This window comes from Bacillus chungangensis (genome assembly GCF_030812995.1).
GTDB lineage: Bacteria > Bacillota > Bacilli > Bacillales > Bacillaceae_C > Bacillus_CF > Bacillus_CF chungangensis.
In genome coordinates this window covers 79,412-103,882 of the sequence record NZ_JAUSTT010000012.1, presented here as the reverse complement: position 1 = coordinate 103,882, position 24,471 = coordinate 79,412, and the positions used below count along the sequence as shown (strand labels likewise).

Genomic DNA, 24,471 nt, shown 5'->3' with positions numbered 1-24,471 from the left:
CTTATCCTGTCGGCCCGAACCAATCGGACATTTAATGGCAGTTAACCCTCACCTAGACTTCCTAGATTTCTCTTACTCTTGAGGTGAGGGTCTTACTGCCAGTTAGATGTGGGATAAATTAGGCCGATAAACCAGTAAACTGGGCTTATTAATTTACTCGTTTAGGCTTATAAGTCAAGAATTTTGTTGATAACTCGCCCGATCACTTTAAGTTAACTGAATCCAATGAAACCGGATGGGCTGTCCTGTTTAAGTAGTCCGAATCGTTCAAAACTTTGTAGGATAAGGAAGCTTCTTGCATTAGCGTCGTACGAAGAACCCCACTTTTGACATTACTTTTTCTGTTTTAACAAAACATCACCTATAAAAAAGACTGCAAAGCCTGCAACAATAATCGCAAACGTGGAAATTTCGGAAGGATATTTCCAAATTGCAACGATCATTGCTGCAAGAAAAATAATAGCGCTAAATAGGAGTCTAGCTTTACGAATTACCGCTCTCTCCCTTCTACCCATGTATCTATAGGAAGATGATCATTCATCTTTTACTCATTACTGTTATCTTCAACATTAGAAATACTATCTTTTGTTTCTGCGGTTCATTGTGTTAAACAATAAGTGTTAAATTTAGCATCCTCGTATTAAAGAAAGCAAATGTACTTCTCTCCTAAATTACACTTGTTTTTTCATCTTTTCATACGTTTCATGCCATTCGGGATGAGCTTTTCTTAAAGATAGCGGCCGGAAGCTCTTTCGCCTGACAGTGACATGTTCAGTAAATCCAGTAGCTGCAACCTCTTCTGTTTCTGTTATAATTTCATATCCATATGTTGTACGTAAACCATCATATTTTTCAATCCATGTACGTATCTTTGCTTTTTCCCCGTAGCGCAATGGTTTTTTATAAGAAACATTCGCATTGGTGACTGGAGCTAAAATATCGTCCTTCTCTAGCTGTGCGTAGCTAAATCCTAAATCTTGAATCAATTGTGTTCGGCCGATTTCCATCCATACTAAATAATTAGCGTGATAGACGACTCCCATTTGATCTGTTTCTGCATAGCGAACTGTAATCTCTGTTTCAGATATGTGCATCATGCCACTCTCCGTTCATTTCGATGATTACACTTATTTTAACAATCTTTATTCTCGATGACAAAAGTTTGAAACATTTTCACTCGTTGTTTCGTATGTCATTTAAGAACACATCCTTAACTGAAACGCCCTTTGTTCAGTTGCAATACATGTTGTTATAAAAGGCGAAGAAATGATTGAGGGGAGATAATGACGGAATGTTTTCAACATTTGGCAGTTTGATTTTTATCGTTGCAATTATCATCATCCTTTTGTCCATTTTAAAAGGATTATCAGAATGGAGTCATAATAATAAGCAGCCAATTTTATCTGTATCGGCTAAAGTCGCAACGAAACGAACGGAGACCAGACACCATTATCACCAAGACAATCACCACCAACATTCCACATCTTATTATGCCACTTTTGAGGTTGAAAGCGGCGATCGGATCGAATTTTCTCTTAGTGGAAGAGAATATGGCCAACTCGCAGAAGGCGATGATGGAAAATTAATATTTCAAGGCACACGATTCCATCGCTTTGAACGATCTTAGATGCTATCCTAAAGATTTAATTTAACTGAAAAAAAGTAAAAATTTCTTAAGTAGGGTATTTTCTCATCCTCAATTAATGAAAAGTAGAACAAAAGGCTAAGATCGCGAGCGTCCTTGAAAAGAAAACCGCTTTTTCTTCGTATGATGCTTATTCAAGAAGCTTTCGTTATCCTGTCGTCCCTCCCCACCTAGCACTTCTGATTACTTTTACTCTAAGGTGAGGATCTTGACTCGCCAGTTAGAAGTGGAAAAAAATGTGGCTGAAGGGACAAGGTTACGTCCTTTCAGCCACCCACCAGCATTTTATTGATAACTATTTTTTCGAGCTTCTCTCTCATCTTCCATTTCGCTTTCCATTCCTTTGATGCTTTCGCGGCGCCGTGCATTTTTTGCTTCAATTTGTTCACGCTGTTCTCCTTCTGCGAAGCGCAGCGATTCCTCTGCCTCACTTATATTTTCTTTTGTATTTTCAATCATGTCTGCTAGTCTTTCAACATTGTTGCTGCGATCATCAGGTTTCGGTTCATGACGATTCATCTAAAGCTCCTCCTTTTTTCAATATACTATACTCTCCCTAACAAATAGTTTTTCCTACTGATGATAAAATATGAGGCAGCTTTGTTTTTAACAAGGTTTGAGCTTTTCAAATTTATCATATTGGTAATTGACCCTCTTGAAATGTTTTCCTTTCAGCTGCTTTTGTCCATTTTTCTTCCAATCTTTTTTCAATTTGCTGTAGAGCAGCGTGATCATTTAATAAAGCTAATTTGTTTTCGATGTAAAATTGCGAAAATTTATTCTTTTTAATGCGTTTCATTTGAATTTTCCCTCCATTTACAGTACTTTGAAACAGTATGTCCAAAAACTTACTAAATATTCCTGCTATAACCTTCATCCTACCTTCTCCTTCGTGAACTACTCACATTTATCGACCTTACGATCTGATTGAAGTGGGAGAATTCTTTTCGGAAGCCCAGTTAATAATAAAAAAGATTGATGTAGTGTACGTATTCATTTATAACGAAGAAAAGGAAACAATATTAAAGATGGGAGATTGGACTGTTTTAAACTAATCGAACATTAGAACAAGCAGTTATTCAAGAACCGAAAGAAGAAACGGGGTCTATAATTGAAGTTTAATCATATAATTCGCGGTTAATGAAGCCTTCATTTAAAGATAAGGGGCATCACGGTTTTTATTTTATATATTTAATGCAAACTCGTTAAGTGGATAGACACACTTAAAAGTAAATGAGTTAATTCCCTATCACCTTGATGAAGTCGAAAATTTGTTAAATTCTTTTGTCCTATACATTTCAAGGCTCATTTAGGATGCTATTTTTAAAACTAACAGTCTACAAAAAGGTATAAACTATTCATTATCCCGCATGCGATAAACATGCGGGACAGTTTTCATTAGTTGCTTTTAAGTTTGCCGCGAATAACCATTGGCAGAATGCCACCATGACGGTAGTAGTCAATTTCAACATCAGAGTCGAAGCGGACAAGTACTTCAAATTCTTTCTTGCTTCCGTCTTCATCTGCAGCTGTTACTTTCACAATATCGCGAGGCTTTACTGATTCATCGACATGGACATGGATCATTTCCTTTCCTGTTAAGCCTAAAACATCTGCATTTTCACCTTTTTTGAATTGAAGTGGCAATACACCCATCAAGACTAGATTAGAACGGTGAATACGTTCGAAACTTTCTGCAATGACAGTCTTAATGCCAAGCAAGTTCGTACCTTTTGCAGCCCAGTCGCGTGAAGAGCCCATGCCGTAATCTTTGCCAGCAAGCACGACAAGGCCAGTGCTATCCTTTTGATATTTCATGCATGCATCATATATGGACATTACTTCATTTGTTGGCCAATGAGTCGTATAGCCGCCTTCAGTACCTGGCGCAATTTGGTTTTTAATCCGTATATTCGCAAACGTACCGCGCATCATGACTTCATGGTTTCCACGACGTGAACCGTAAGAGTTAAAGTCGCGAATTTCTACGCCATTTTCACGTAAATATTTTCCTGCCGGTGTATCTTTGCCAATCGCACCTGCTGGTGAAATATGGTCTGTAGTCACTGAATCGCCAAATTTTCCAACAATGCGCATATTGGACAATGCTTCTACTTTTCCAGGATTAGGTGTCAATCCTTCAAAGAAAGGCGGATTTTGAATATACGTTGAATTTTCATCCCATGTATATAATGGTTCATTGCTCGTTTTAATTTCATTCCAACGTTTATTGTCGTCGAACACACGCTCATATTCTTTACGGAATAGAGCTGGCGTCACTGAAGCAGAGACTGCTGCTTTTACTTCTTCAGTTGTTGGCCAAATATCTTTGAAAAAGACGTCATTTCCATCTTTATCTTTGCCGATTGGATCATTTTGAAGATCGATATTTACCGTTCCAGCTAAAGCATATGCAACAACCAACGGCGGTGATGCAAGATAATTCGCTTTCACAAGTGGATGGATTCGCCCTTCAAAGTTTCGATTCCCAGAAAGTACGGAAGTAACAAGCAGATCGCTTTCACTAATCGCTTTCTCAATCTCCTCTTTCAGTGGACCTGAGTTTCCAATACATGTTGTACAGCCATAGCCTACAAGGTTAAAGCCTAATTTATCAAGATAAGGAAGGAGACCTGAATCTCTTAAATATCCTGTTACAACTTTAGAGCCTGGCGCCAAGGAGGTTTTAACAAATTTTGGTACTTCCAATCCTTTTTCGACAGCTTTTTTCGCTACAAGCCCCGCACCTAGCATCACATAAGGGTTAGAGGTGTTTGTACAGCTAGTAATCGCGGCAATTGCGATCGCACCTGTTTTCATTGTTGCTTTGTCGCCATTTTTAAATGAAACGGTTGCTTCTTTATTTACTTCTGCTGCATCCAAGCCAAAACCTTGGTTGCCAGCTGGAGCTACTAAAGCATCATTAAAGGACTTCTTCATAGCTGATAGTGGAATTAAGTCCTGAGGTCGTTTCGGTCCAGAAAGGTTAGGTTCAATCTCTGCTAAATTGATTTCGATCAAATCTTTATAAATAGGGTCTTCTTTATCTGCTGTAAAGAACATATCATTCGCTTTCAAATATTGTTCAACCAATTGAATATGCTCTTCAGAACGGCCTGTCAAGCGAAGATAGTCAAGCGCTTCAGCATCTACTGGGAAAAATCCGCACGTTGCACCATACTCTGGCGCCATGTTCGCAACTGTCGCTCTATCAGCAAGCGGAAGCTTAGATACACCCGGACCAAAGAATTCGACAAATTTCCCAACAACGCCGTGGCTGCGCAGTACTTGGGTTACTTTTAACGCCAAATCTGTTGCTGTAGCTCCGTTTGGCAATTCACCGAGCAGCTTCACTCCCACTACTTCTGGAATTGGAAAATAGGATGGCTGTCCAAGCATGCCTGCTTCTGCTTCAATACCACCGACTCCCCAGCCGAGAACTCCAATCCCATTAATCATTGTCGTATGGGAATCCGTTCCAACAAGCGTATCAGGATAAGCCTCAAAATCCCCTGTCGGTGTTTCTATTGCATGTACAACACTTGCTAAATACTCTAAGTTCACTTGGTGAACGATGCCAGTTGCTGGCGGAACAGCTCGATAGTTTTCAAAAGCTTTTTGTGCCCAGCTTAAAAATTGGTAGCGTTCCGCATTTCTTTCAAATTCAAGATCCATGTTTAATTGAAGTGCATCTTGTGTTCCATAGCGATCTACTTGTACAGAGTGGTCTACAACAAGATCAACAGGAATTTCAGGGTTGATTAAATCTGGATTTCCACCCATATCAGCCATAGCTTTACGAAGCGATGCTAAATCCACTACTGCTGGAACACCTGTAAAATCTTGTAAAATGACACGGGAAGGTTTAAATGGAACATCTCCCTCTTGAATGTCATCAGATCCCCATTTTGCTAAATTTTCAACATGCTCTTTTGTGATAACACGTCCGTCTACTTGACGCAAAACTGATTCTAATAGCACTTTGATAGAATAAGGTAAGCGTGAAACCTTTGCTACACCAGCTTCCTCAATTGCTGCTAGTCGATAATAATGATATTTTTTCCCCTCTAGCTCAAAAGAAGAACGTGCCTTAAATACATCATTCTTTGCCATGTTGATTCCCCCTCTTTTGAAAATCAATAAAAACTTCTTTTTTTGACAAAAAGTCTTACATGGATAACCCATCAAGCTTGCCAATCGTATCCATCTTAATACAATCAGCCACATAAGTAAATAACAAGAAAGTTATTGTTTTCAATAAGTTTTTCTTATCTAGGCTGTTGCTGCTTTTGTTAAATCAACGTTTGGCCTCTTTTTCATCATATTGCTTTTGCATCTCTTTCACCAGTAATCAGCTTAAAAACTGCTAACCATGCAAACATCGTATTTACTAGACTACCGAACGATCGCTTCATGATATTATCTTTTACTGATGCAGAAGCTTTAGTTCAACATCTGTTGCGTTCACTAATCATGTCAAAGCGCAGTGCATTCATACATGAAAGTACAGATAATAAAGTATTCCCCACTCGATTAAGAAGCAGAACAAAAGCCCGAACAAATCGGGCTTTTGACTTTCTGTTGTCCTCTAACTAAATTCTAGTAACACTTGAGGTAATGGGCTTGACTTGCTAGTTAAAAGACCAAGTTATGTAGATGTATGCTTTTTTTATGCATTATCTTTTTGACGCACGATATCCCGCTTTTTCGGCCTCCTCTTTCGAACAAAACCATTCTTCTGGATTTGTTCGATCATAATAGACACCTCCAGGCATATGATAAATCATTTCCCCTGAACTTGAAATATTCCCCTTTATCTTGCAGCCGCTTTTCGCTTCTTTTAATGATTGATTCTTTTTTATTTTTTCTTTGTTAAAACCTTTTTCTTCGACATAATTTTCGATCGACCAAATGCCAATTGCTTGTTCTTGAGCAGTTTGTTGAATCTCTCGAAATCTATCAACATATTTTGTGTTAGGTGGAAATACTGCGACACGAGCCAATCCTCGTTCTATTAGAATCTCATTAAAATGCTTCCCGTTTAGCCAAATATAAGCGAGTAGCCTTCCATAACGATCGCGCTCGGCTACATCCAATTCCAAAATGATGTCTTGACCAAGTAACTGTTCCTTTGTAAAATTGGATGCCTCTTCTCCAAATGGCTGAACACCCATCTGAGGATGCTTCGTTTCTGGCGTATCAACGAGAATGAAACGAACCCGCTCTTTTTTGCCATTCATCATCACATCGATTGTGTCCCCATCCACTACATTAACCACTTTAGCAGGAATACCAGATATGTCTTGCTGCAGCTCTTTTTCTTTTAAGCCTAAATGAACAGTCTCTGCTTTTTCATTTACCACTTGTATCGTATTATTAATCCCACATCCTGTGATCATGATCATACTAACCATGATCAACATGAACAACTTTTTCATTGACTATTTCTCCATTCACATCATTGATTACATCTATCTTATTGTTGAAATGAATGATACAAATTTTATTGCTGATCGTTCGTTTATTCATATCAACTTCTCTAAAATTGTGTCCATTCATTTTAAACCTTGATAAGATCATTGCGAGCACGCCATTTTTCCTTAAAACAACAAACATTTCAATTGGCTGCTTTTAATAGCGAAAAACATAATAGTAAAGAGCTGACCCCATTGTTCAATAGACAACTCTCCTTCCTGATCGCTGAAATGAAAAAAGCCGCAAACAGTTACCATTGTAACATTACATCGAGCGATTTTCTTTTTTTAAAAAATATCATTCCTACTGAAAACGTCCAATTCAAGAAAAAATGTAGACTTCTTCAATTCTTTCAAAAGACTAGTGATAAAAACCACTTATTCATTTATTCATGATATGATATGATTAAGAACGCTTACCTTCGCTTCTCAACAGTAACTAGCTTTTTTCAAACTGTTTGAAAAAGTCTTGTAGCATACCAAACAAAGGATGAGCATTCAAATTCGTTTATCCTTTTATAACAAAGGCTTTTCTAATCACTGTAACTTCAATTATTGCAGACCTCTTTTTTAACTTATCGGATTTTTTGTATAAGTGCTCTTTCTAGCATATTTTAATGTTCATTACTTTAAAAAGGAGATACTAAATGCAAAACAAAAATAAAACCGTCGTCAAATCAATGGACGTATTAAATCTATTTTTAACCTATTCAAAGTTAAGTTTTAACGAAATAGTTCAAGTTTCTGGAATACCAAAAACATCCGTTTATAGAATGATCGGTTCTCTTGAAGAGATGGGATTTCTTCAAAAAGATGAAACCGGTAAGTATTCACTAGGACTTTCCTTTTTACAATTCGGTCATTTAGTAGCAGAACGGCTAGATATTAGACAAATCGCACTCCCTATTATGGAAACGCTTCAAAACAATGTTGGGAAAGCAATTAATTTGATTATTCGAGATGGGAATGAAGCGATTTATATTGAAAAACTTGATACAAATGAACCTGTTAGGCTTTATACTGCCATAGGCAGGAGATCTCCTCTATATGCTGGAGCTTGTTCACGAATTATTCTTGCTTATTTATCAGACAAAGAGATTGATCATTATCTAGAAACGACAGAATTAAAGCCGTTGGCAGCAGGAACCATTACGGATAAAAATAAATTGCAGGAAATATTAAAAACGGCAAGAAGAAATGGATATACGATTAGTCATTCCGAACTTGAAAACCATACTACTTCAGTAGCTGCTCCTATTTTTAACTATAAAGGCGAAGTAATAGCAGGCCTTAGTATAGCAAGTATCGATCTTCATTTCCAAAAAGAAAATTTGCCTCAATATATTGAAAAAGTAAAGACTGCAGCAACAGAAATATCACAAAACCTTGGATTTAACGTGAATAATTAGGGTACTAGATTGGTAAAAATGCACGATTAAAGCTTTAATTCTTTATAGATAGATTCTGTGAATACTGGATAAGAAAAAAAGTTGAAATAGACATTCTAAAAGAAAGATCTTTTTTAGATAAAAATAAAACGACCTTTTTCGATTATCTCATTTATCGAAAAAGGTCAGGTATGATAAAATCTTTTTGTCTCCACTTGAACTACTCACCACTTATCGACCTTGCGATTTTGATTGAAGCGGGAGCTTCTTAGGCACTAGATACTTTTGTTAGCTATGCTATAAGGGCAGTCCCTGCCCCTAAAGAAAATACTTAATCATCTAAAGTAATTGATATATTTTCTAAAAATTTTGTATGGAAGTCTCCTTTTACAAATTGTTCATGCTCTAATAGCTTTAGATGAAAGGGGGTTGTCGTTTTTATACCAGAAATACAAAATTCTCGAAGTGCTTGCTTCATTTTTTGTATTGCTTCATGACGATCCTTACCCAAAACAATTACCTTTGCTATCATTGAATCATAGAAAGGGGGGATCTCGTACCCTGCATAAACAGCACTGTCTATTCTAATGCCAAAACCACCTGGAGGTTGATACACTTCCACTTTTCCAGGAGAAGGGATAAAATTTTTAGTCGGGTCTTCAGCATTGATTCTGCATTCTATAGCCCAACCACTCATTTTTATGTCTTCTTGCTGCAAGCGAAGTGGATAGCCAGCTGCAATGGAAATTTGTTCTTTTATCAAATCTAACCCAGTGACAAGTTCAGTTACCGGGTGCTCAACTTGAATCCGTGTATTCATTTCCATAAAATAAAAATGATCAAATTTATCCAATAAAAACTCAACTGTTCCGACACTATCATAATGGACAGCTTTTGCTGCTCTCACAGCAACTTCTCCCATCTCTAGCCGCAATGCTTCTGTCATTTTAGGGGAAGGCGCTTCCTCAATAAGTTTCTGATGCCTTCTTTGAATGGAGCAGTCACGCTCTCCAAGATGAACAATATTTCCATGTCGGTCTGCAATAATTTGCACCTCTATATGACGAGGCTCTTCTATGTATTTTTCTAGATAAACACCAGCGTTCCCAAAAGCTGTTTCAGCTTCTGTTTTAGCATGGCGAATTGCTTTTTGCAGCTCATCCTTGTTATAGGCTAGCCGCATCCCCTTTCCTCCTCCTCCAGCTGTCGCTTTTACAATAACCGGATATCCTATCTTTTTTGCAATGATCATTGCTTCGTCCATATTGTTAATTAGGCCATCAGTTCCAGGGACTATAGGTATTCCTGCTCTCTTCATTGTTTCTCTTGCTGTTGCTTTTTCACCCATTTGATAAATCGATGCTGGATTAGGTCCTATAAAGGTAATATTGCACTTGCTGCAAATTTCAGCAAAATCAGGATTTTCAGCTAGAAAACCGTAGCCAGGATGAATAGCATCCACTTTTGCAGCAATTGCTGCAGCCATAATAGAAGGAATATGTAAATAACTATCCTTAGCAGTTGATGGACCAATACAATATGCTTCGTCTGCCAATTTAACATGCATCGCTTCCTTGTCTGCTTTAGAATAAACTGCTACCGTTTTAATTTCCATTTCCTTGCATGCACGAATAATTCTAACAGCAATTTCACCGCGGTTGGCAATTAATACTTTATTAAACATTTCACTCCCCCTTTTAAGATCTAGTTGCCGTTATGATTTGAAAGTGTTCTTTGAATGTTGAATATTGGCTGTCCATACTCTACCAATTGCCCATCTTTCACATATATTTCTATTATTTCCCCACTCACTTCTGCTTGTATTTCATTAAATAATTTCATTGCTTCTAAAACACAAAGGACTTCACCTGTTTTTACTTCCGTGCCAACTTGAACAAATGGATTCGAATCTGGATGAGAACGAGAGTAAAATGTACCTACCATCGGAGCTATTACTTGATACTCCCCTGATTCATTTTGTATTTCTTTCGTTTCTATGGATGCCTCATTGATAGACAAAAAAGGATCGTCTTCCATACTTTCTTGTCTAGGTTGTTCTTCTCTTTTTTGCTGGGATTGCGACTGTTCTTTCTCAAGCATAAAGCAGTTGCTTCCATCTTTCACTTTCAATTTAAAAATCGAAGAGCGATCAAATATTTCCATCATTTCTTTCATTTCTTTAAAATTTATCATAAAAATTTTCTTCTCCCTCCACAAAATCTGTTCATCCTTCTTGCATTTTAAAGTGAATACCTATCTTTAATTCTTCTAATTGTTGTTCTCGCTCTATATAAAGCTTTTGGGCCTGCTCATAAGTTATTTCTTTAAAATGTATCTTATCTCCAGGCATTCTTTGCGCTACTACTGGAATATCTACCGTTGCTACATGAGCGATTCTTGGGTATCCCCCTGTCGTTTGACGATCTGCCAGAAGCATAATAGGATTACCATCAGGCGGTAATTGAATCGTTCCTAACGAGACCGCTTCTGAAAGCAGTTCTATTGGTTCCTTTAATGATATTTTTGAACCAGAAAGTCTATATCCCATCCGATCCGATCTTGAAGAAATGCTAAAATCATGCTTAAAAAAATTACTTTGACTTGATAGTGTCAATTGATCAAAATGCTCACCACGCATGACTCGAACCGGAGCGTGTTTTTTAAAAGAAAAGAATAATTCCGGCTGCACATACCAAGGCATCGGAAAGAATAAAGAACTAGCACTTTCCCTTTCTACTCGTTCCATCATGGTTTTTACTTGCTCTGATATCTCATTCACTTCGAGAATATCTCCATTTTGCAATTTTCTGCCATGATATCCTCCAAAAGCTCCTCGTTCAAATGTGCTTTTACTATTCATTACTTTTGAAACTTGAAAACCTCCTGCAACAGCAAGATAGGCCCGACATCCAATTTTGCAAGCATTAAATTTTAACGTACTTCCTTTTTTTATCAATACAGGACGCCACATTGGAACTTTTTTTTCGTCAATTGTCGGCAATAAGTCTGCACCAGTAATCGCAATCATCATCTCTCTCTCTACTGTCAACGAAGGGCCCATTAATGTTATTTCAAGAGCACCTTCACCTTCCTCGTTGCCTACTAAAAGGTTAGCAATACGCAGAGAAATAGGATCCATTGCACCGCTTACCGAAACACCATATTTTTGAAACCCATATCTTCCTAAGTCTTGTATGGTTGTTAGAAAACCAGGATGAATGACTTTTATACTCATACACTTGTCTCCTTATACTTTTCATACTCAGTAATCGTAATCGGGACAAACTTAATCACATCTCCAGATTGTAAAAGACTAGGAGGATACTTGCTAGTGTTAAAAAGAGAATACGGTGTACGTCCGATAATCTGCCATCCACCTGGAGTAGAGATTGGATAAATCCCTGTTTGCTTACCAGCAATGCCAACTGCTCCTTCAGGAATAGTGAGTCTCGGTGTTGATTTACGAGGAGTTGCGATCTTTTCTGACATTCCACCTAAATATGGAAAACCAGGAGCAAAACCAATCATATAAACGACATATTCTTTCTCTGAATGGATTTTAATCACTTCATTAACCGTAAGATCATGATAGCTTGCGACTGCTTCTAAATCTGGTCCATATTCTCCACCGTAACAAACAGGAATTTCAATCTTGCGTGATTGATTTACTTCTTCCAATAAAAGTTTCTTTGTAACCCCTTTCAAATAAGAGGAAATTAGTTGACTGACGGACTCAATATTAGTAGCGCCGTCAGACAATTTCCTATTTTGAAAAACTAAAAACGGGTCATAATAGACTGTTACACTCGTAAATGCTGGAACACATTCGATAAATCCATAAAACGGGTTTTCTTCTAAAGCATTGGTAAATGCTTTCACTTTTTCATGAATTTCCGGAGTTATTTCCGAACCAAATTGGATGATGATCGCAGTATCCCCTAGTTGCTCACATGAAAAGGATATTTGCTCTTCTACATGTAGTCGATCCATCTATTCACATCCTTTTTTCAAATTTCGGTATATACTTTCCGAAAAACGGACTAATGAAATTATTATAGATGTGTTTACATAAAAATACAAGAGGATTTTTATCTGGTCAGCTTATCATCGTGATAACAGTACCTTTTTCTAATAAATCTCATTATTATGTATTTTTAGATTTAATTGGATGATCGGTTCGTGGACATCATTTGTAACAGATTTAAACTGTCAAAAAATAACTTCTTCTATATTAAGAAAATATTTTTGCAGCCTCATTGATGATTGTGTACCCACCCATAATAATAGTAATGATAACAACAAATACGCCACATATTGTTAAGGAAATGGGATGCTTGTACATACCGACAATATTTTTCTTATGGGCTGCAATGAGAAGTGTACCAAGCGCAAATGGCAGTATCAAAGAATTTAATGCTCCAACTAAGATAAGCACCTTTACTGGTTCTCCTATTGTGATAAAAGACAATGTTGAGACAGCAATAAACATGATAATAATCCACTTATGATGCTCTTCTATCCGCCTGCTAAAGGAACGAATAAACGATACGGACGTATATGCAGAACCAATTACTGAAGAAACAGCTGCCGTCCACATAACAATACCAAAAATTTTATAGCCTATATTTCCAGCAGCTAATTGGAAAGCAGAAGCCGCCGGATTATCGGAATCTAAATGATAACCTTTTGATACGACACCAAGTACTGCCAAAAAAAGTGCAATTCTCATAATTGAAGTGATCAAAATACCTAAAATTGAGCTTTTTGTTGCTTGAGGAACTGCATTCACACCTTTAACACCTGCATCTAATAATCTGTGTCCCCCTGCAAACGTTATATACCCCCCGACTGTCCCGCCTACTAAAGTGATGATCGCTAATATATCAATTTGATCAGGTACAATTGTCTTGATTACTGCTTCTCCAACCGGAGGTGAAGTTTTAAAAGCGATAAAGATAGTTAAGCCAATCATCACTACCCCTGCAAGTTGGATAAAAAGATCCATGACTTTGCCAGCTTCTTTTACAACAAAAATAAAAATGGCAATTCCTGCACTAATTATCGCTCCTGTTTTGACAGAAATCCCAAATAATACGTTTATTCCAAGACCAGCACCACCAATGTTTCCAATATTAAATGCTAGTCCTCCTATTACGATAAAAAAAGAAAAAATGTAGCCGAGTCCAGGAAACACCATGTTAGCAATATCTTGTCCTCTTTTTTCAGCAGCTACAATGATTCTCCAAACATTTGTTTGTACAAAAATATCTAATACAATGGATACTAAAATGACAAATCCAAAACTAGCTAATAAAGTTTCAGTAAACACACTTGTTTGTGTTAAAAACCCGGGGCCAATCGATGAGGTTGCCATAAGAAAAACAGCCCCCATTAACATTGACCAATTCATTTTCGTAGATTGTGAGAATAATGTTTTCTGTAATTTCACCTATTAGTCCCCTTTCACTCTATTCGATCTGATCCCTTGTACAACTACTTTGGAATCTTTAAGCGCCTGACGTATTTCCTTGGCAAAATGAACTGCATAGGGTCCATCGCCATGAATACAAACCGTGTCAGCCTTAATAGGTACATCCACGCCTTGTATAGAATGAACTTTTCCTTCTTTCACCATTCGAATCACCTGATGAATTGCTTGTTCACTTTTATCGATAAGTGCATGAGCGTCGGTGCGCGGTGTCAATGTCCCATCCTTTTGATACGTTCGATCAGCAAAGACTTCTTGTGCTGTTTTTAATCCTAATTTTTCTCCAGCTTTTATCAATTCACTCCCAGATAAACCAAACAATATTAAATTTTCATCTATTTTATAGACAGCAGTGGCGATTGCTTCCGCTAACTCTTTATTTTTGGCCGCCATATTATATAAAGCCCCATGCGGTTTTACATGCTGCATTACTCCCCCTTCCCCTTTGATGATTCCATAGAGAGCACCAATTTGATACATCACAAGATCATACGCTTCTACTGCAGATATCGGAATATTTCTTCTTCCAAACCCTTTTAAGTCATCAAGACCAGGATGAGCACCAATGTGAACCCCTTTCTTTAAAGCAAGTTGAACAGTTTTTCTCATCACTGTTGGATCACCTGCATGGAAACCGCAGGCAATGTTTACTGATGTTGCTAAATCTAACATCTCCTCATCCATTCCTATCTTATAAACGCCAAAACTTTCTCCTAAATCACAATTTAAATCAATTTGATACATGAAAAAAACCTCCCGTAATGATTAAATTTTTATTTAACATTAAAACAATATGACGCAATAAAAGTAGTTTTGCAGAACGCATTTTACAGGTAAAACCACTCTCCACCAACAAGAGAAGCTCCTGTTAAGTTTAGACGAAAACATCACACTCATTAGCTCCCTGAGTAACCGTTTACCGCTATCTCTTAAAAACAATAAAAAGTATTCACTTATCATTATGTTCCGAATTTAGGAAATTGAGTTTCAAATATTATAGCATGAAATTATTTCAATGCCTATATTCATTTTTTATTATTGCAATAAAGTAAAACTTCCTTGTGGAAAAGAAGGATATTAGCAAAGCAAGTCGAATTTGTTTATATCGGATACGTAATATTCGATACGGTGTAACGATACTTGTCTTTTGAATCCTTGCTGAATAAAGATACTTACGAAATAAAGTGAAACTTCCATGAGTAGGGGTTTTCTTTCATCCTCTACTGATTGAAAGTAGAACAAAGGCTAAGGACGCAACGTCCTCGAAAAGGAAACCGCTTTTCTTCGTGCAATGTATCGCTGCCGAAGCTTTCCTTGTCCTATTGCAACGCCTTTGTGACCGACATCCTCGAAAAAGAAGAGCACTTTTTCTTCGTGCGATGCTGATTCAAGGAGCTTTCCTTATCCTGTCGGCCCGAACCAATCGGACATTTGACTTTCAGTTATCCTCTACCTAGACTTCTTCGTTCCTCTTATTGTTGAGGTGGGGGTCTTACTACCAGTTAGATGTGGGATAAAGGACGAGAATATTCCAAAAGCAACGGGATTTGCGAAATGTTGTTCGTTGATAAACGTTATATGACAGATCGGCTACAAAGACTTCGTTCTACCCATGGGACTTGAAGCAAAAAAAAGCTTCAACTACTGGAGCAGGATAGTGCTACTGGTTTTTAATGTTGCACTCGAGCAAGTAATGAAAAAAAGGGTGGTTAGTGACATGAGCAAAATTGAGATCCGTAGATTTACAAAGGATGATTTTCAGAAACTAGGTGAATTGTATCGTGCCATCACATCTAGAAAAAACACTGTTTTCTGGTGGGTTGGAGAAGAAGATAATTGGAAGAACGTTTTCATAGCGTTTGAGGGAAAGCAAATGATAGGAAAAGGGCAAGTTAGTGTTATTACCTCGATTACTCAAGGCAGTCCAAAAGATTTCAAGCATTATATTTATTTAAATTTAAAAATGCTTCCGGAAAGAGAAGACGAATATCCCATTTATGACCTTTTATATGAGCGTTTGGTAAATAGGGCATATCAGTTGAGAGAAAAATTACCCCATGGATATCGAACAATGATTGGCATAGGGAACCAATCCACTGAAGAGCAAAACAACAACTATTTCAAATCAAAAGGTTTCGTATACTGGAAAAGTTCATTTACGATGAGAAGAGATTTATCCGAATTGATTGAACATGCAGTTCTTTCTACACCCTATAGTTGCAGACAATGGGACATGGCTTCTGAGGAAAGCGTAGATGAATACTTAAAAGTAGACATGGAAATTTGGCCGGAAGCCCCAATTGGGTTTATGCGGTTAATGGAAAACAAGAAAAATTCTGCTTGGACTGCATTTGTGGTAAGGGACAAAGGTGTGTTAGTAGGAAGTGTTATGACTTGGATTGATGAGGACGGAGATGGAGTCATTGAAGATCTATTTGTTAGAAAACCTTGGCGGAAACAAGGTGTTGCAAAACATTTACTTACTCAGGCTCTCACATATCTAAAAAATCATGGTTGTGAATTCGCAGAATTACAGGTGGAAACGGCAAATAAATCAGCTCTATCCTTGTATCACTCTGTCGGTTTCAAAGAGGTATCGGAAGAAGTGCGTTATCATAAAGAACTTTGAATTGTTGAATGAAAGGATGTTTAAATTTAATTTCCCATTTTGAATTTTAGATGTCCATTTTCCAATAATGGTATTCTTGAATTAGGCGCGATTGTTGAATAAAGGACCGTCGTCTTTTTATCAGACGGATTGAGATTACTCGAAATAATTTGGATGAAAATAATGAAAGAACCCAGCATCTTCTCATAAGAAAAGCTGGGTTCTTCATGTTGGATGTGCAAAATAAAGTGAAACTTCCATCATTGGGGGTTTTCTCTCATCCCCCAATGATAAGAAGTAGAACAAAGGCGTCCTCGAAAAGGAAACCGCTTTTCTTCGTGCGATGTTGATTCAAAAAGCTTTCCTTATCCTGTCGGCCCGAACCAATCGGATATTTGACTTTCTGTTATCCTCCACCCAGCGCTTCTGAGCCCTCTTACTGCCAGTTAGATATAGGATAACACTTAAAATACACGCAAATGATCGGTCGAAGTAACAAGGAAATGATATACATTTCCTGAAAAATATTTTTTTCGTAAGCTTTTTTGTTAAATACTTCACAATATCTGATCTGTCTTTACTTGTTAAGGTTAGATCTAGACTTTCTCCTTTAAAAATACGACTTATACTCTTATTGTGTTTTTCTTTGCTGCTTTTTTATTATCTTTAAATAATTTCCAAACTCTTGCTTTTCAGCGCTTAATGCTTTATACAAAGAAAGCAGCATCATAATAATGATCAAAGAAAAAGGAAACGCTGCTATGATCAGAGCATTCTGCAATCCTTGCAAGCCACCGCTATAAAGCAAAATTAAAGCAACCCCTGATTGAGCAATACCCCAGATTAGCTTCACCCTGTTCGGTGGATACAGAGAACCATACGTTGTTTGCATCCCTAATACAAATGTTGCTGAATCTGCAGAGGTAATGAAAAAAGTACAGACTAAAGCAATAGCAATAATTGATAAAATCGACCCCATTGGGTATTGGCTAAAAACATTGAATAGTACTTCCTCCGTTAAAAATTGTGTTAAGTCTATGTTTCCCGCTAGTTGCACATTAACTGCGGAACTACCAAATACTGCAAACCAAAAAAAGCTAACAATGGAAGGCACCAAAAGCACCCCGATAATAAATTCCCTAATTGTTCGTCCACGCGAAACGCGGGCAATAAAAATCCCGACAAATGGCGACCATGCGATCCACCAAGCCCAATAAAAAATGGTCCATCTATTAATCCATTCACGATGGTCCGCATCAAAAGGAGCAATTTGAAAGCTCATTCGAATTAAATTTTGAAAGTACGTCCCTAATGTATCTGTGAAAAAATCCAAAATAAACAATGTCGGTCCAACAATAAACATAAGAACAGACAGCGCTATTGCAAGCACCATATTCGTATTGCTTAAATACTTAATTCCTTTTCCTAATCCTGACCATGCCGAAAAAATAAAAAGAAAAGTAACAATAATAATAATAATAACCTGAATGCGAAAATGGACTGGTACATTAAACAAGTACGATAAGCCGCCATTTATTTGCGCAGCACCAAAACCAAGTGTTGTTGCTACTCCTACGACTGTAGCGAATACTGCAATAACATCAATACCGACACCTATTTTTCCTCTTGCATATTTCCCCAAAATTGGTGTTAGCGTCGCACTAATAAGTCCGGGTTCCCCTTTACGAAATTTAAAATAAGCAAGGCATAAAGCAACAATTGCATATATTCCCCATGCATGAATTCCCCAATGAAAATAAGTAAATCTCATTGCTTCTTTTAATGATTGTTCCGTTCCAGGCTCTGATAATGGTGCATGAATCGCAAAATGAGAGATAGGCTCAGCTGCCCCCCAAAACACTAATCCGATCCCCATTCCAGCACTAAAAAGCATAGCAAACCATGTCATATTCGAAAACTCTGGCTTTTCGTCTGTTTTACCTAAGCGAAGAGCACCGATAGGGCTAATAATTAAAAACAATGAAAATAAGACGATAACGGAAACTAAAATAAGATAATACCAACCAAAGCTTGAAGTAATGAAAGCTTGAAGATTGGAAGTCGCTTGTTCAAATCGTTTTGGAGTACATACACCAAAAATAACTGCAATAAACAAAATCAGCAGCGAAATCCAAAAAACGTTAGATATTTTTTTCATTCACTTTCTCCTCCCTAGCTGCAAAAACATGGATGATGAAGTAGAATATTCACAGAATTATTTTCCGATTTTTATAAAAAATGAGAGGCAAAAAAAAACGCTTACTTTCGATCAAAGTACCTCGCATCCTCTGACTTATTTTTGTCTTTAATAGGACGTTTTATAGCTAAGTTTTTAAAAGTTAACAAAGTTTTATATGTAAATTGAACCTTATTTCCTTTATTTAATATACGATAGGTCATTCCAATGGTTATCAACATCTATACAAAATAGCTTCCCCATTTTTATAAAAAAATCTAACATTTTTAAACCACGCATGTCCTTTCAATGGGTATATGCTAAACTTTTTTAGACTTTATATGTATTTTGTTTTAGGTATCCAAAAACGGAAACAGGCCGGCCCATATGTCCTAGACTTGAACCAGCCCTTTTTCCTATGTATCATTTTGATATAAGTTAACGTAATACAATACATCTTCTACATATTTTTCACTATGATTATAAGCATAGATTGCCCTTTTTAAATCACCGTCAGCGCCTCCATAATTAGCCAAATAATTGGCAGCGCTAAAAATAGCATCTTCAAGATTCCAAGGGTCTGCAATGCCGTCGCCATTGCCGTCGACGCCATAGCCTCCATACTTCTTGATAACTTCTAAATTGACCAATTCCTCACGTGGTATATTTCCCTTGCCCAATCCCTCACAGGAAGGATGAGCCCAGCCGACAAATGTACACGGCATAAAGTAGAGTAAGTTCTTAGCGCCTTGCCAATCATAACAGGTTTCCAAGCACTTCTCTCCGAACCGTACATACTCCTCTCAAAGTATACGGCTCTCCCCTTATCTATCTAGCTGTTGCAACGATTGTATAGAGTAATCTGTTAGACTTTGCCCATCCGTTTAAGAATAAGCGGCTTTACAGAAACCTCAAAACCATTAAGGCCAGCTAGATTGTCTCGAAACAATTAGAATCTGACTAAAGCCTCCCGCTCTTTTCCATTGTTCATAGAGACTTGATAAGCTGCTCCCCTTCGCCATGTAGCAGGCTTTCCCTGCCTCAGACTACTACGGAAGCTCCGTTACCATATTGAATCATTAGCAAACCTTCGCTGCTTAACGATTTCAACTTAGGTAATCACCATTTAGATAGATAAGAACAAGCTTGTTGTAATAGCGGATGCGATGTTCGTCCTTTCTCTCTTCCTTGAGAGTGGTCAGCCTCGGACCACGCCATAAAGAACATGCAATTCATTCTTCATGCATTAACGGATATAAATATAGCACTTACAACATGAAACATCAGTCAACAGATTCGGTTTAAACATAAGTTTGTGTTTGATATCCATTTTTAGGCTGTTTTGATCTTTATTATGCATCTGCTGAAAGGTAGAACTTTTCCCCCTCGGACTATCGTTCAAGCAGTTTAGCCTTCATCCTTGTTTACAACCTTTCATCTTGCCATTCAGTTGTATCATCGTAAGACAATGTTCAAAATGTATATATGGATCGACTATGCGATTGACTATTTAATGACTTTTTGAACGTGAACGGATAACTTATGGCTTTTCCAACATGCTGATTTCTCCGTTTTTGGTTTCCCTCACGAATAAGTTGGATGATGATAAGCATTTTGTGGTCTTGCTTACTTCTATGCTAACAGAAGATTTCTTACCTGCCCTTATGGTCGCACTTGCATATGTCCTATTGCCCCTGCTGGTGAAACCATTGGATCCATTGTTGAAAAACGTGTTTCAATTCGATGATGTGCCGCCAATAAATACCAAGGAACACCGTATTTTTCTTCCGCCGCTTTATAGATTGGCATATACTCTGGAGGAATATTGCTTTGTCCAGCCAATTCATTGTCGGAGACATTAGTTGCATCAGCTAGAACTGCTTGCTCATTTTTCTCATTTCCTAGTAAATAATAAAAACCATATAATTCAAAAATTGCAATTGGAATGAGAAACAGAACTAACAATGATCGTCTCCACAGTATCTTTTTCCTAGTTGACTCTTTTTTATTTTTTGTTTTTTTAACTGACAATCTTTTCTCCCTTTCCATGAAAACATCTCTTGCTACTATATTGCTTATATCATCTCCTTTCATATTAATGAAAAATAAGCTTACATTGCCTATTTTGATTATGAAAAAGTTTCACCTATTAATCAAGTAAAAGTTGAGAGCGGTCTCCTCTCTCATACCGCGTCCCAGCTCCTTCATCATGAAATATCTAAAATCTCGCGAATTTCTTTTTCAGATAAAGACGTCAGCATCGTTTCTCCAGGTTGAATGACTTTTTCGATTAATGCTCTTTTTTTCTGCTGTAATGCATATATTTTTTCTTCAATCGTCCCTTGTGCAATTAATCGAATTACCTGTACGACGTTTTTTTGTCCAATTCGATGAGCTCTTCCAGCTGCTTGTTCTTCCACAGCAGGATTCCACCATAAATCATAAAGAATGACTGTGTCTGCCCCTGTTAAATTAAGTCCTGTTCCTCCTGCTTTTAAAGAAATGAGGAAAACATCTTTCTCACCTTGGTTAAAACAGCTGCTCATCTCAACTCTTTCTTTAGAGTTAGTTTGTCCGTCTAAATAGAAGAAGGAAATCCCCTCTTTTTCAAGTGTTGTCCGAATTATTTTAAGCATGCTGGAAAATTGAGAGAAAATTAATAAGCGTTTGCCATTCTCAAGAGCATTTTGAGTTATTTCCATTAACTGATTCAGTTTGCCTGATTCACCAGTATAATTCTCAACAAAAAGGCTTGGATGACAACAAAGTTGCCTTAGGCGTGTGAGACCAGCAAGAATCTTCATCCTATTTCTACTGAAATCTTCATTTTGTAAAGAAAGAACTGTTTCCTGTTGAATTTTTTCCAAATAAGCTAAATACAGTTCTTTTTGCGGCCTTGTAAGCTCCGATAAATGCTTTGTCTCAATTTTATCAGGCAGTTCTTTTAACACATCTTTTTTCACTCTTCTTAAAATAAAAGGACGTATCATCTTGGCAATTTTTTCGTGAGAAAGTTTTTTAAATGCTTGCTGATTTGGAAAAAATCCCGGCAGCACGGTTTGAAATATCGCCCACAATTCATCAAGGGAATTTTCGATTGGAGTTCCGCTTAAGGCAAAGCGCTTCTGTGCTCTTACTCGGCGTACTGCTCCTGCTGTTTTCGTTAAATGATTTTTAATCGCTTGCGCTTCGTCCATAATCATGGTATCAAATGTAAAGGCCTCATACATATCAATATCCTGCCTTAAAGTTGGGTAAGAAGTAATCCAGACATCTGGCATTTCATTAGATTGAAGCAATGCTGCCCGCTCTTTAGGTGAACCGATAACGACTCTAACCTTTAATGAAGGAGCAAATTTTTGAAATTCACTTTCCCAGTTGTATACAAGAGAAGCAGGCGCCACAATAAGAAAAGGCTCCTCTGTTTTTTCTTTTTCCGAAGCTAGATAAGCGATGCTTTGCAATGTTTTCCCTAATCCCATATCATCAGCTAATATACCGCCCAGCTGATAATAGGAGAGCGCTTTAAACCATTGAAAACCTGTTTTTTGATATTCCCGAAGCGATGCTTGTACATTATCAGGAAAGGTAAATTCCATTTCATCTGGATGCTTCAAATGCTGAAGAAGATGCCGGTAGGCTTTCCCAAACTTTGTTGTATATTTATCTCCTTTTCCAATTATCTCCTCCAGTTGCAACCCACGATAGACAGGGAGTCTCACTTGATCGTTGGCGAGCTCTTTCGGTGCGAGAGCAAACTCAGAAATAAACGTATCCAATGTTTGATATGCTTCTTTTTCCAAGGAAATAAATGCGCCATTTTGCAGACGATAATATTTTTTCTTTTCTACGACTGACTTCAATATTTCTTCAATTTCCGATTTTTCGATACCGGCAATATCAAAATTTATTTCAAGCAGTCCATTATGGGAGTTCACATCCACTGACGTAATAGGTTCATGTTGTTCCGATGTTAAATAAGTTCTTACTATATTTGTCATATAAATGTCGGCATGCACTTCGATGGCTGGAAGCGAGTGAAATAAGAAGTCATACAGCTTTGCCTCATCGGCTTCCAAATAAAGCTGTTTGCCATTAAACTTTAACGGTGAGCTCTCAATGGCTGCCATAAGCTGTCTTTCTTTTTCCGCATCCCGCAATAAGATTGTCTGTTCTGAAAGGAGTGGCGGCGGTTCATAGTTAAAGGGATTGATCATGACGTCGCCATAATGATATTCAACTTTTACTTCTAATCGTTCTTCTTGCTGATCAATAAATAATTTTGCCTGAAGCGGCGGCTGCATGATTTGATCAGAAACATTCTCTGCTATCTCTACCTTGCCTATCTTCTTTAAGCCGGGAAGTACTTGCGACAAAAATGGCTCTATTTGATTCTTTGCAATGGGCAGAAAACGTTCACTTGCTACTTCTTGAAAAGAAATTAATCCTTCTACAAATGGTTTTTGTTCATCTTTAGGCTTATAAAAAACACCATCATAAAACAACCATCCATATTCAGGGAAATAAGTTATTTCCGGCAATTCGTATAAATGAATTTGAAATTCCTCTGCATTATTTTTGCTCAACTGAAAAGAAAACGGCAGTTCTTCATCATTAAATGCAACTTCCTTATAACTTACATCATCATGAATATAAGTAAAGCAACGGGTGTTCAACTTTTCTAATAGCGGTTCAGCTACAAGTGGGGGAATAATTATTTCTCGTTCATTCGTATAAGATTGCCAGCCATAAGCATGCGTACGGTAGTAAATTTCAGCATTATTTGCGATCTCTTGAAGAAAAGCAATTGCCTCTTCATCTTCCTTTAGGAAATAATGTTCTGTTGGGTCATATGTAAATTTTTTCGTAAATTCATGGGAAGTCATCTTTTTTACTTTTTCAAGAAATTGCGGCAAATTGCGAACTACATATGTTCGTTCAACACCTACCTTCATTTCAATCGTTAATAATGCCTCTTCTTTTCCCTGATGATGCAAAACAAGTTTTTTACATATGTATTCCACTTTCATTGGGTTTTTCGCATTATGCTGCTTGGCATCAATAGCCAAATTTTGATAGGCTGCAAACGTATCAATGAAGTCATTGGCAATGTTATACTGCCAATTCCTAATGAAATCAGCAGGAGTTTTCGAGGTTTTAGCTCCCTGTTGTTGATCATTTATTTCTAATAATACAGCAACAACATGCTTGCATTCTTGATAATGTTGATGAGCAGGACAAGAACAATATGTATGAAATACTCCTTCTTTTTCTTCTCTAATCGTTACTGAATAAGTTTCGCTGCCTTCGACATTCGCTTTCCATGACAACGTGTCTGTATGATACATGAGATTTGTTACTCTGCCATCATTAAAATAAGACAAACCCCGACGGTAGATAGAACTTGGATATAAACTTTTAATGATCGATTTTGAGAGCGCTCGTTTTGACATTGCATCAACATCTTTCTATTAAAAATTCTTTAATAATTGATTATACCCCTTTTCCCATCGTTTTTAAAGACGTACTACATAACACAATAGGAAAGAGAAATGATTAAAAAAAGCTTCGTTTTCAATCATTCCTCTTTATATAATGATTTATTCTTGGATAATGGAATGTGAGGGATAAAAAATTGGAAGGGAGAGATAAGAAAAACTCTCCTTCCAATCTTCCTTCATTGTTGAACTTT

Annotated in this window: 18 protein-coding genes and 1 pseudogene; 3 read left to right on the top strand and 16 right to left on the bottom strand. The window is 37.3% G+C overall.

Annotated features, from left to right (window positions below; translation table 11 throughout):
* Positions 1 to 671 precede the first annotated feature (671 nt).
* Positions 672 to 1,094: an acyl-CoA thioesterase gene (locus J2S08_RS11295; RefSeq protein ID WP_307229572.1), complete on the bottom strand. Its 423-nt coding sequence runs from the start codon at positions 1,092 to 1,094 to the stop codon at positions 672 to 674.
* Positions 1,095 to 1,291: 197 nt separating this feature from the next.
* Between J2S08_RS11295 and J2S08_RS11290 the strand changes: the two genes are divergently transcribed.
* A complete protein-coding gene (locus tag J2S08_RS11290; RefSeq protein ID WP_307229571.1) occupies positions 1,292 to 1,627 on the top strand; it encodes a DUF2500 domain-containing protein in 336 nt (111 codons plus the stop codon).
* A 303-nt stretch (positions 1,628 to 1,930) separates the two neighbouring features.
* Here the strand turns inward: J2S08_RS11290 and tlp are convergent, their stop codons facing one another.
* The 5 genes from tlp to J2S08_RS11265 all read right to left on the bottom strand — a co-directional run bounded on the left by tlp (position 1,931) and on the right by J2S08_RS11265 (position 7,261).
* Positions 1,931 to 2,164, bottom strand: a complete 234-nt coding sequence (gene tlp / locus J2S08_RS11285) for a small acid-soluble spore protein Tlp (RefSeq protein ID WP_307229569.1) — start codon at positions 2,162 to 2,164, stop codon at positions 1,931 to 1,933.
* A 115-nt stretch (positions 2,165 to 2,279) separates the two neighbouring features.
* Positions 2,280 to 2,522: an FbpB family small basic protein gene (locus tag J2S08_RS11280; RefSeq protein ID WP_307229567.1), complete on the bottom strand. Its 243-nt coding sequence runs from the start codon at positions 2,520 to 2,522 to the stop codon at positions 2,280 to 2,282.
* A 521-nt stretch (positions 2,523 to 3,043) separates the two neighbouring features.
* Complete coding sequence (gene acnA / locus J2S08_RS11275) at positions 3,044 to 5,758, bottom strand: aconitate hydratase AcnA (protein WP_307229564.1); 2,715 nt, start codon at positions 5,756 to 5,758, stop codon at positions 3,044 to 3,046.
* Between the two features lie 563 nt (positions 5,759 to 6,321).
* Positions 6,322 to 7,083 carry a thermonuclease family protein gene (locus J2S08_RS11270; protein ID WP_307229562.1) on the bottom strand — a complete coding sequence of 254 codons (762 nt, stop codon included), beginning with the start codon at positions 7,081 to 7,083 and terminating at the stop codon, positions 6,322 to 6,324.
* Positions 7,052 to 7,261: a hypothetical protein gene (locus tag J2S08_RS11265; protein WP_307229560.1), complete on the bottom strand. Its 210-nt coding sequence runs from the start codon at positions 7,259 to 7,261 to the stop codon at positions 7,052 to 7,054. The genes J2S08_RS11270 and J2S08_RS11265 overlap by 32 nt, the downstream gene beginning before the upstream one ends.
* A 505-nt stretch (positions 7,262 to 7,766) precedes the next feature.
* Between J2S08_RS11265 and J2S08_RS11260 the strand changes: the two genes are divergently transcribed.
* Complete coding sequence (locus tag J2S08_RS11260; protein ID WP_307229558.1) at positions 7,767 to 8,528, top strand: IclR family transcriptional regulator; 762 nt, start codon at positions 7,767 to 7,769, stop codon at positions 8,526 to 8,528.
* A gap of 310 nt (positions 8,529 to 8,838) precedes the next feature.
* On the opposite strand, the gene accC is transcribed toward J2S08_RS11260, so the two are convergent.
* The 6 genes from accC to J2S08_RS11230 form a co-directional block, all read right to left on the bottom strand.
* Positions 8,839 to 10,191: an acetyl-CoA carboxylase biotin carboxylase subunit gene (accC, locus tag J2S08_RS11255; protein ID WP_307229556.1), complete on the bottom strand. Its 1,353-nt coding sequence runs from the start codon at positions 10,189 to 10,191 to the stop codon at positions 8,839 to 8,841.
* A gap of 20 nt (positions 10,192 to 10,211) precedes the next feature.
* The gene (accB, locus tag J2S08_RS11250) at positions 10,212 to 10,700 is read right to left on the bottom strand and encodes an acetyl-CoA carboxylase biotin carboxyl carrier protein (RefSeq protein WP_307229554.1); all 489 of its coding nucleotides are present in this window, start codon (positions 10,698 to 10,700) and stop codon (positions 10,212 to 10,214) included.
* A gap of 31 nt (positions 10,701 to 10,731) precedes the next feature.
* Positions 10,732 to 11,742, bottom strand: a complete 1,011-nt coding sequence (locus J2S08_RS11245; protein WP_307229552.1) for a 5-oxoprolinase subunit C family protein — start codon at positions 11,740 to 11,742, stop codon at positions 10,732 to 10,734.
* Positions 11,739 to 12,497 carry a 5-oxoprolinase subunit PxpB gene (gene pxpB, locus J2S08_RS11240; protein ID WP_307229550.1) on the bottom strand — a complete coding sequence of 253 codons (759 nt, stop codon included), beginning with the start codon at positions 12,495 to 12,497 and terminating at the stop codon, positions 11,739 to 11,741. Before pxpB ends, J2S08_RS11245 begins: the two co-directional genes overlap by 4 nt.
* 241 nt (positions 12,498 to 12,738) lie before the next feature.
* Positions 12,739 to 13,917: an NRAMP family divalent metal transporter gene (locus J2S08_RS11235; RefSeq protein WP_307229610.1), complete on the bottom strand. Its 1,179-nt coding sequence runs from the start codon at positions 13,915 to 13,917 to the stop codon at positions 12,739 to 12,741.
* 42 nt (positions 13,918 to 13,959) lie between these two features.
* Positions 13,960 to 14,739: a 5-oxoprolinase subunit PxpA gene (locus tag J2S08_RS11230; RefSeq protein ID WP_307229548.1), complete on the bottom strand. Its 780-nt coding sequence runs from the start codon at positions 14,737 to 14,739 to the stop codon at positions 13,960 to 13,962.
* A gap of 868 nt (positions 14,740 to 15,607) precedes the next feature.
* Between J2S08_RS11230 and J2S08_RS11225 the strand changes: the two genes are divergently transcribed.
* A complete protein-coding gene (locus J2S08_RS11225; RefSeq protein WP_307229546.1) occupies positions 15,608 to 16,624 on the top strand; it encodes a GNAT family N-acetyltransferase in 1,017 nt (338 codons plus the stop codon).
* 610 nt (positions 16,625 to 17,234) lie between these two features.
* Here J2S08_RS11225 and J2S08_RS11220 read toward each other — a convergent pair.
* The 4 genes and pseudogenes from J2S08_RS11220 to J2S08_RS11205 form a co-directional block, all read right to left on the bottom strand.
* Positions 17,235 to 18,761: a glycine betaine uptake BCCT transporter gene (locus J2S08_RS11220; protein WP_307229545.1), complete on the bottom strand. Its 1,527-nt coding sequence runs from the start codon at positions 18,759 to 18,761 to the stop codon at positions 17,235 to 17,237.
* A gap of 434 nt (positions 18,762 to 19,195) precedes the next feature.
* Positions 19,196 to 19,528 (bottom strand): annotated as a pseudogene (locus tag J2S08_RS11215) (lytic transglycosylase domain-containing protein); the annotation flags it as partial.
* Between the two features lie 913 nt (positions 19,529 to 20,441).
* On the bottom strand, positions 20,442 to 20,744 hold the full coding sequence (locus tag J2S08_RS11210) for a lysozyme family protein (RefSeq protein WP_307229543.1): 303 nt from the start codon (positions 20,742 to 20,744) through the stop codon (positions 20,442 to 20,444).
* 242 nt (positions 20,745 to 20,986) lie between these two features.
* Positions 20,987 to 24,232 carry a DEAD/DEAH box helicase gene (locus J2S08_RS11205; RefSeq protein ID WP_307229540.1) on the bottom strand — a complete coding sequence of 1,082 codons (3,246 nt, stop codon included), beginning with the start codon at positions 24,230 to 24,232 and terminating at the stop codon, positions 20,987 to 20,989.
* Positions 24,233 to 24,471 lie beyond the last annotated feature (239 nt).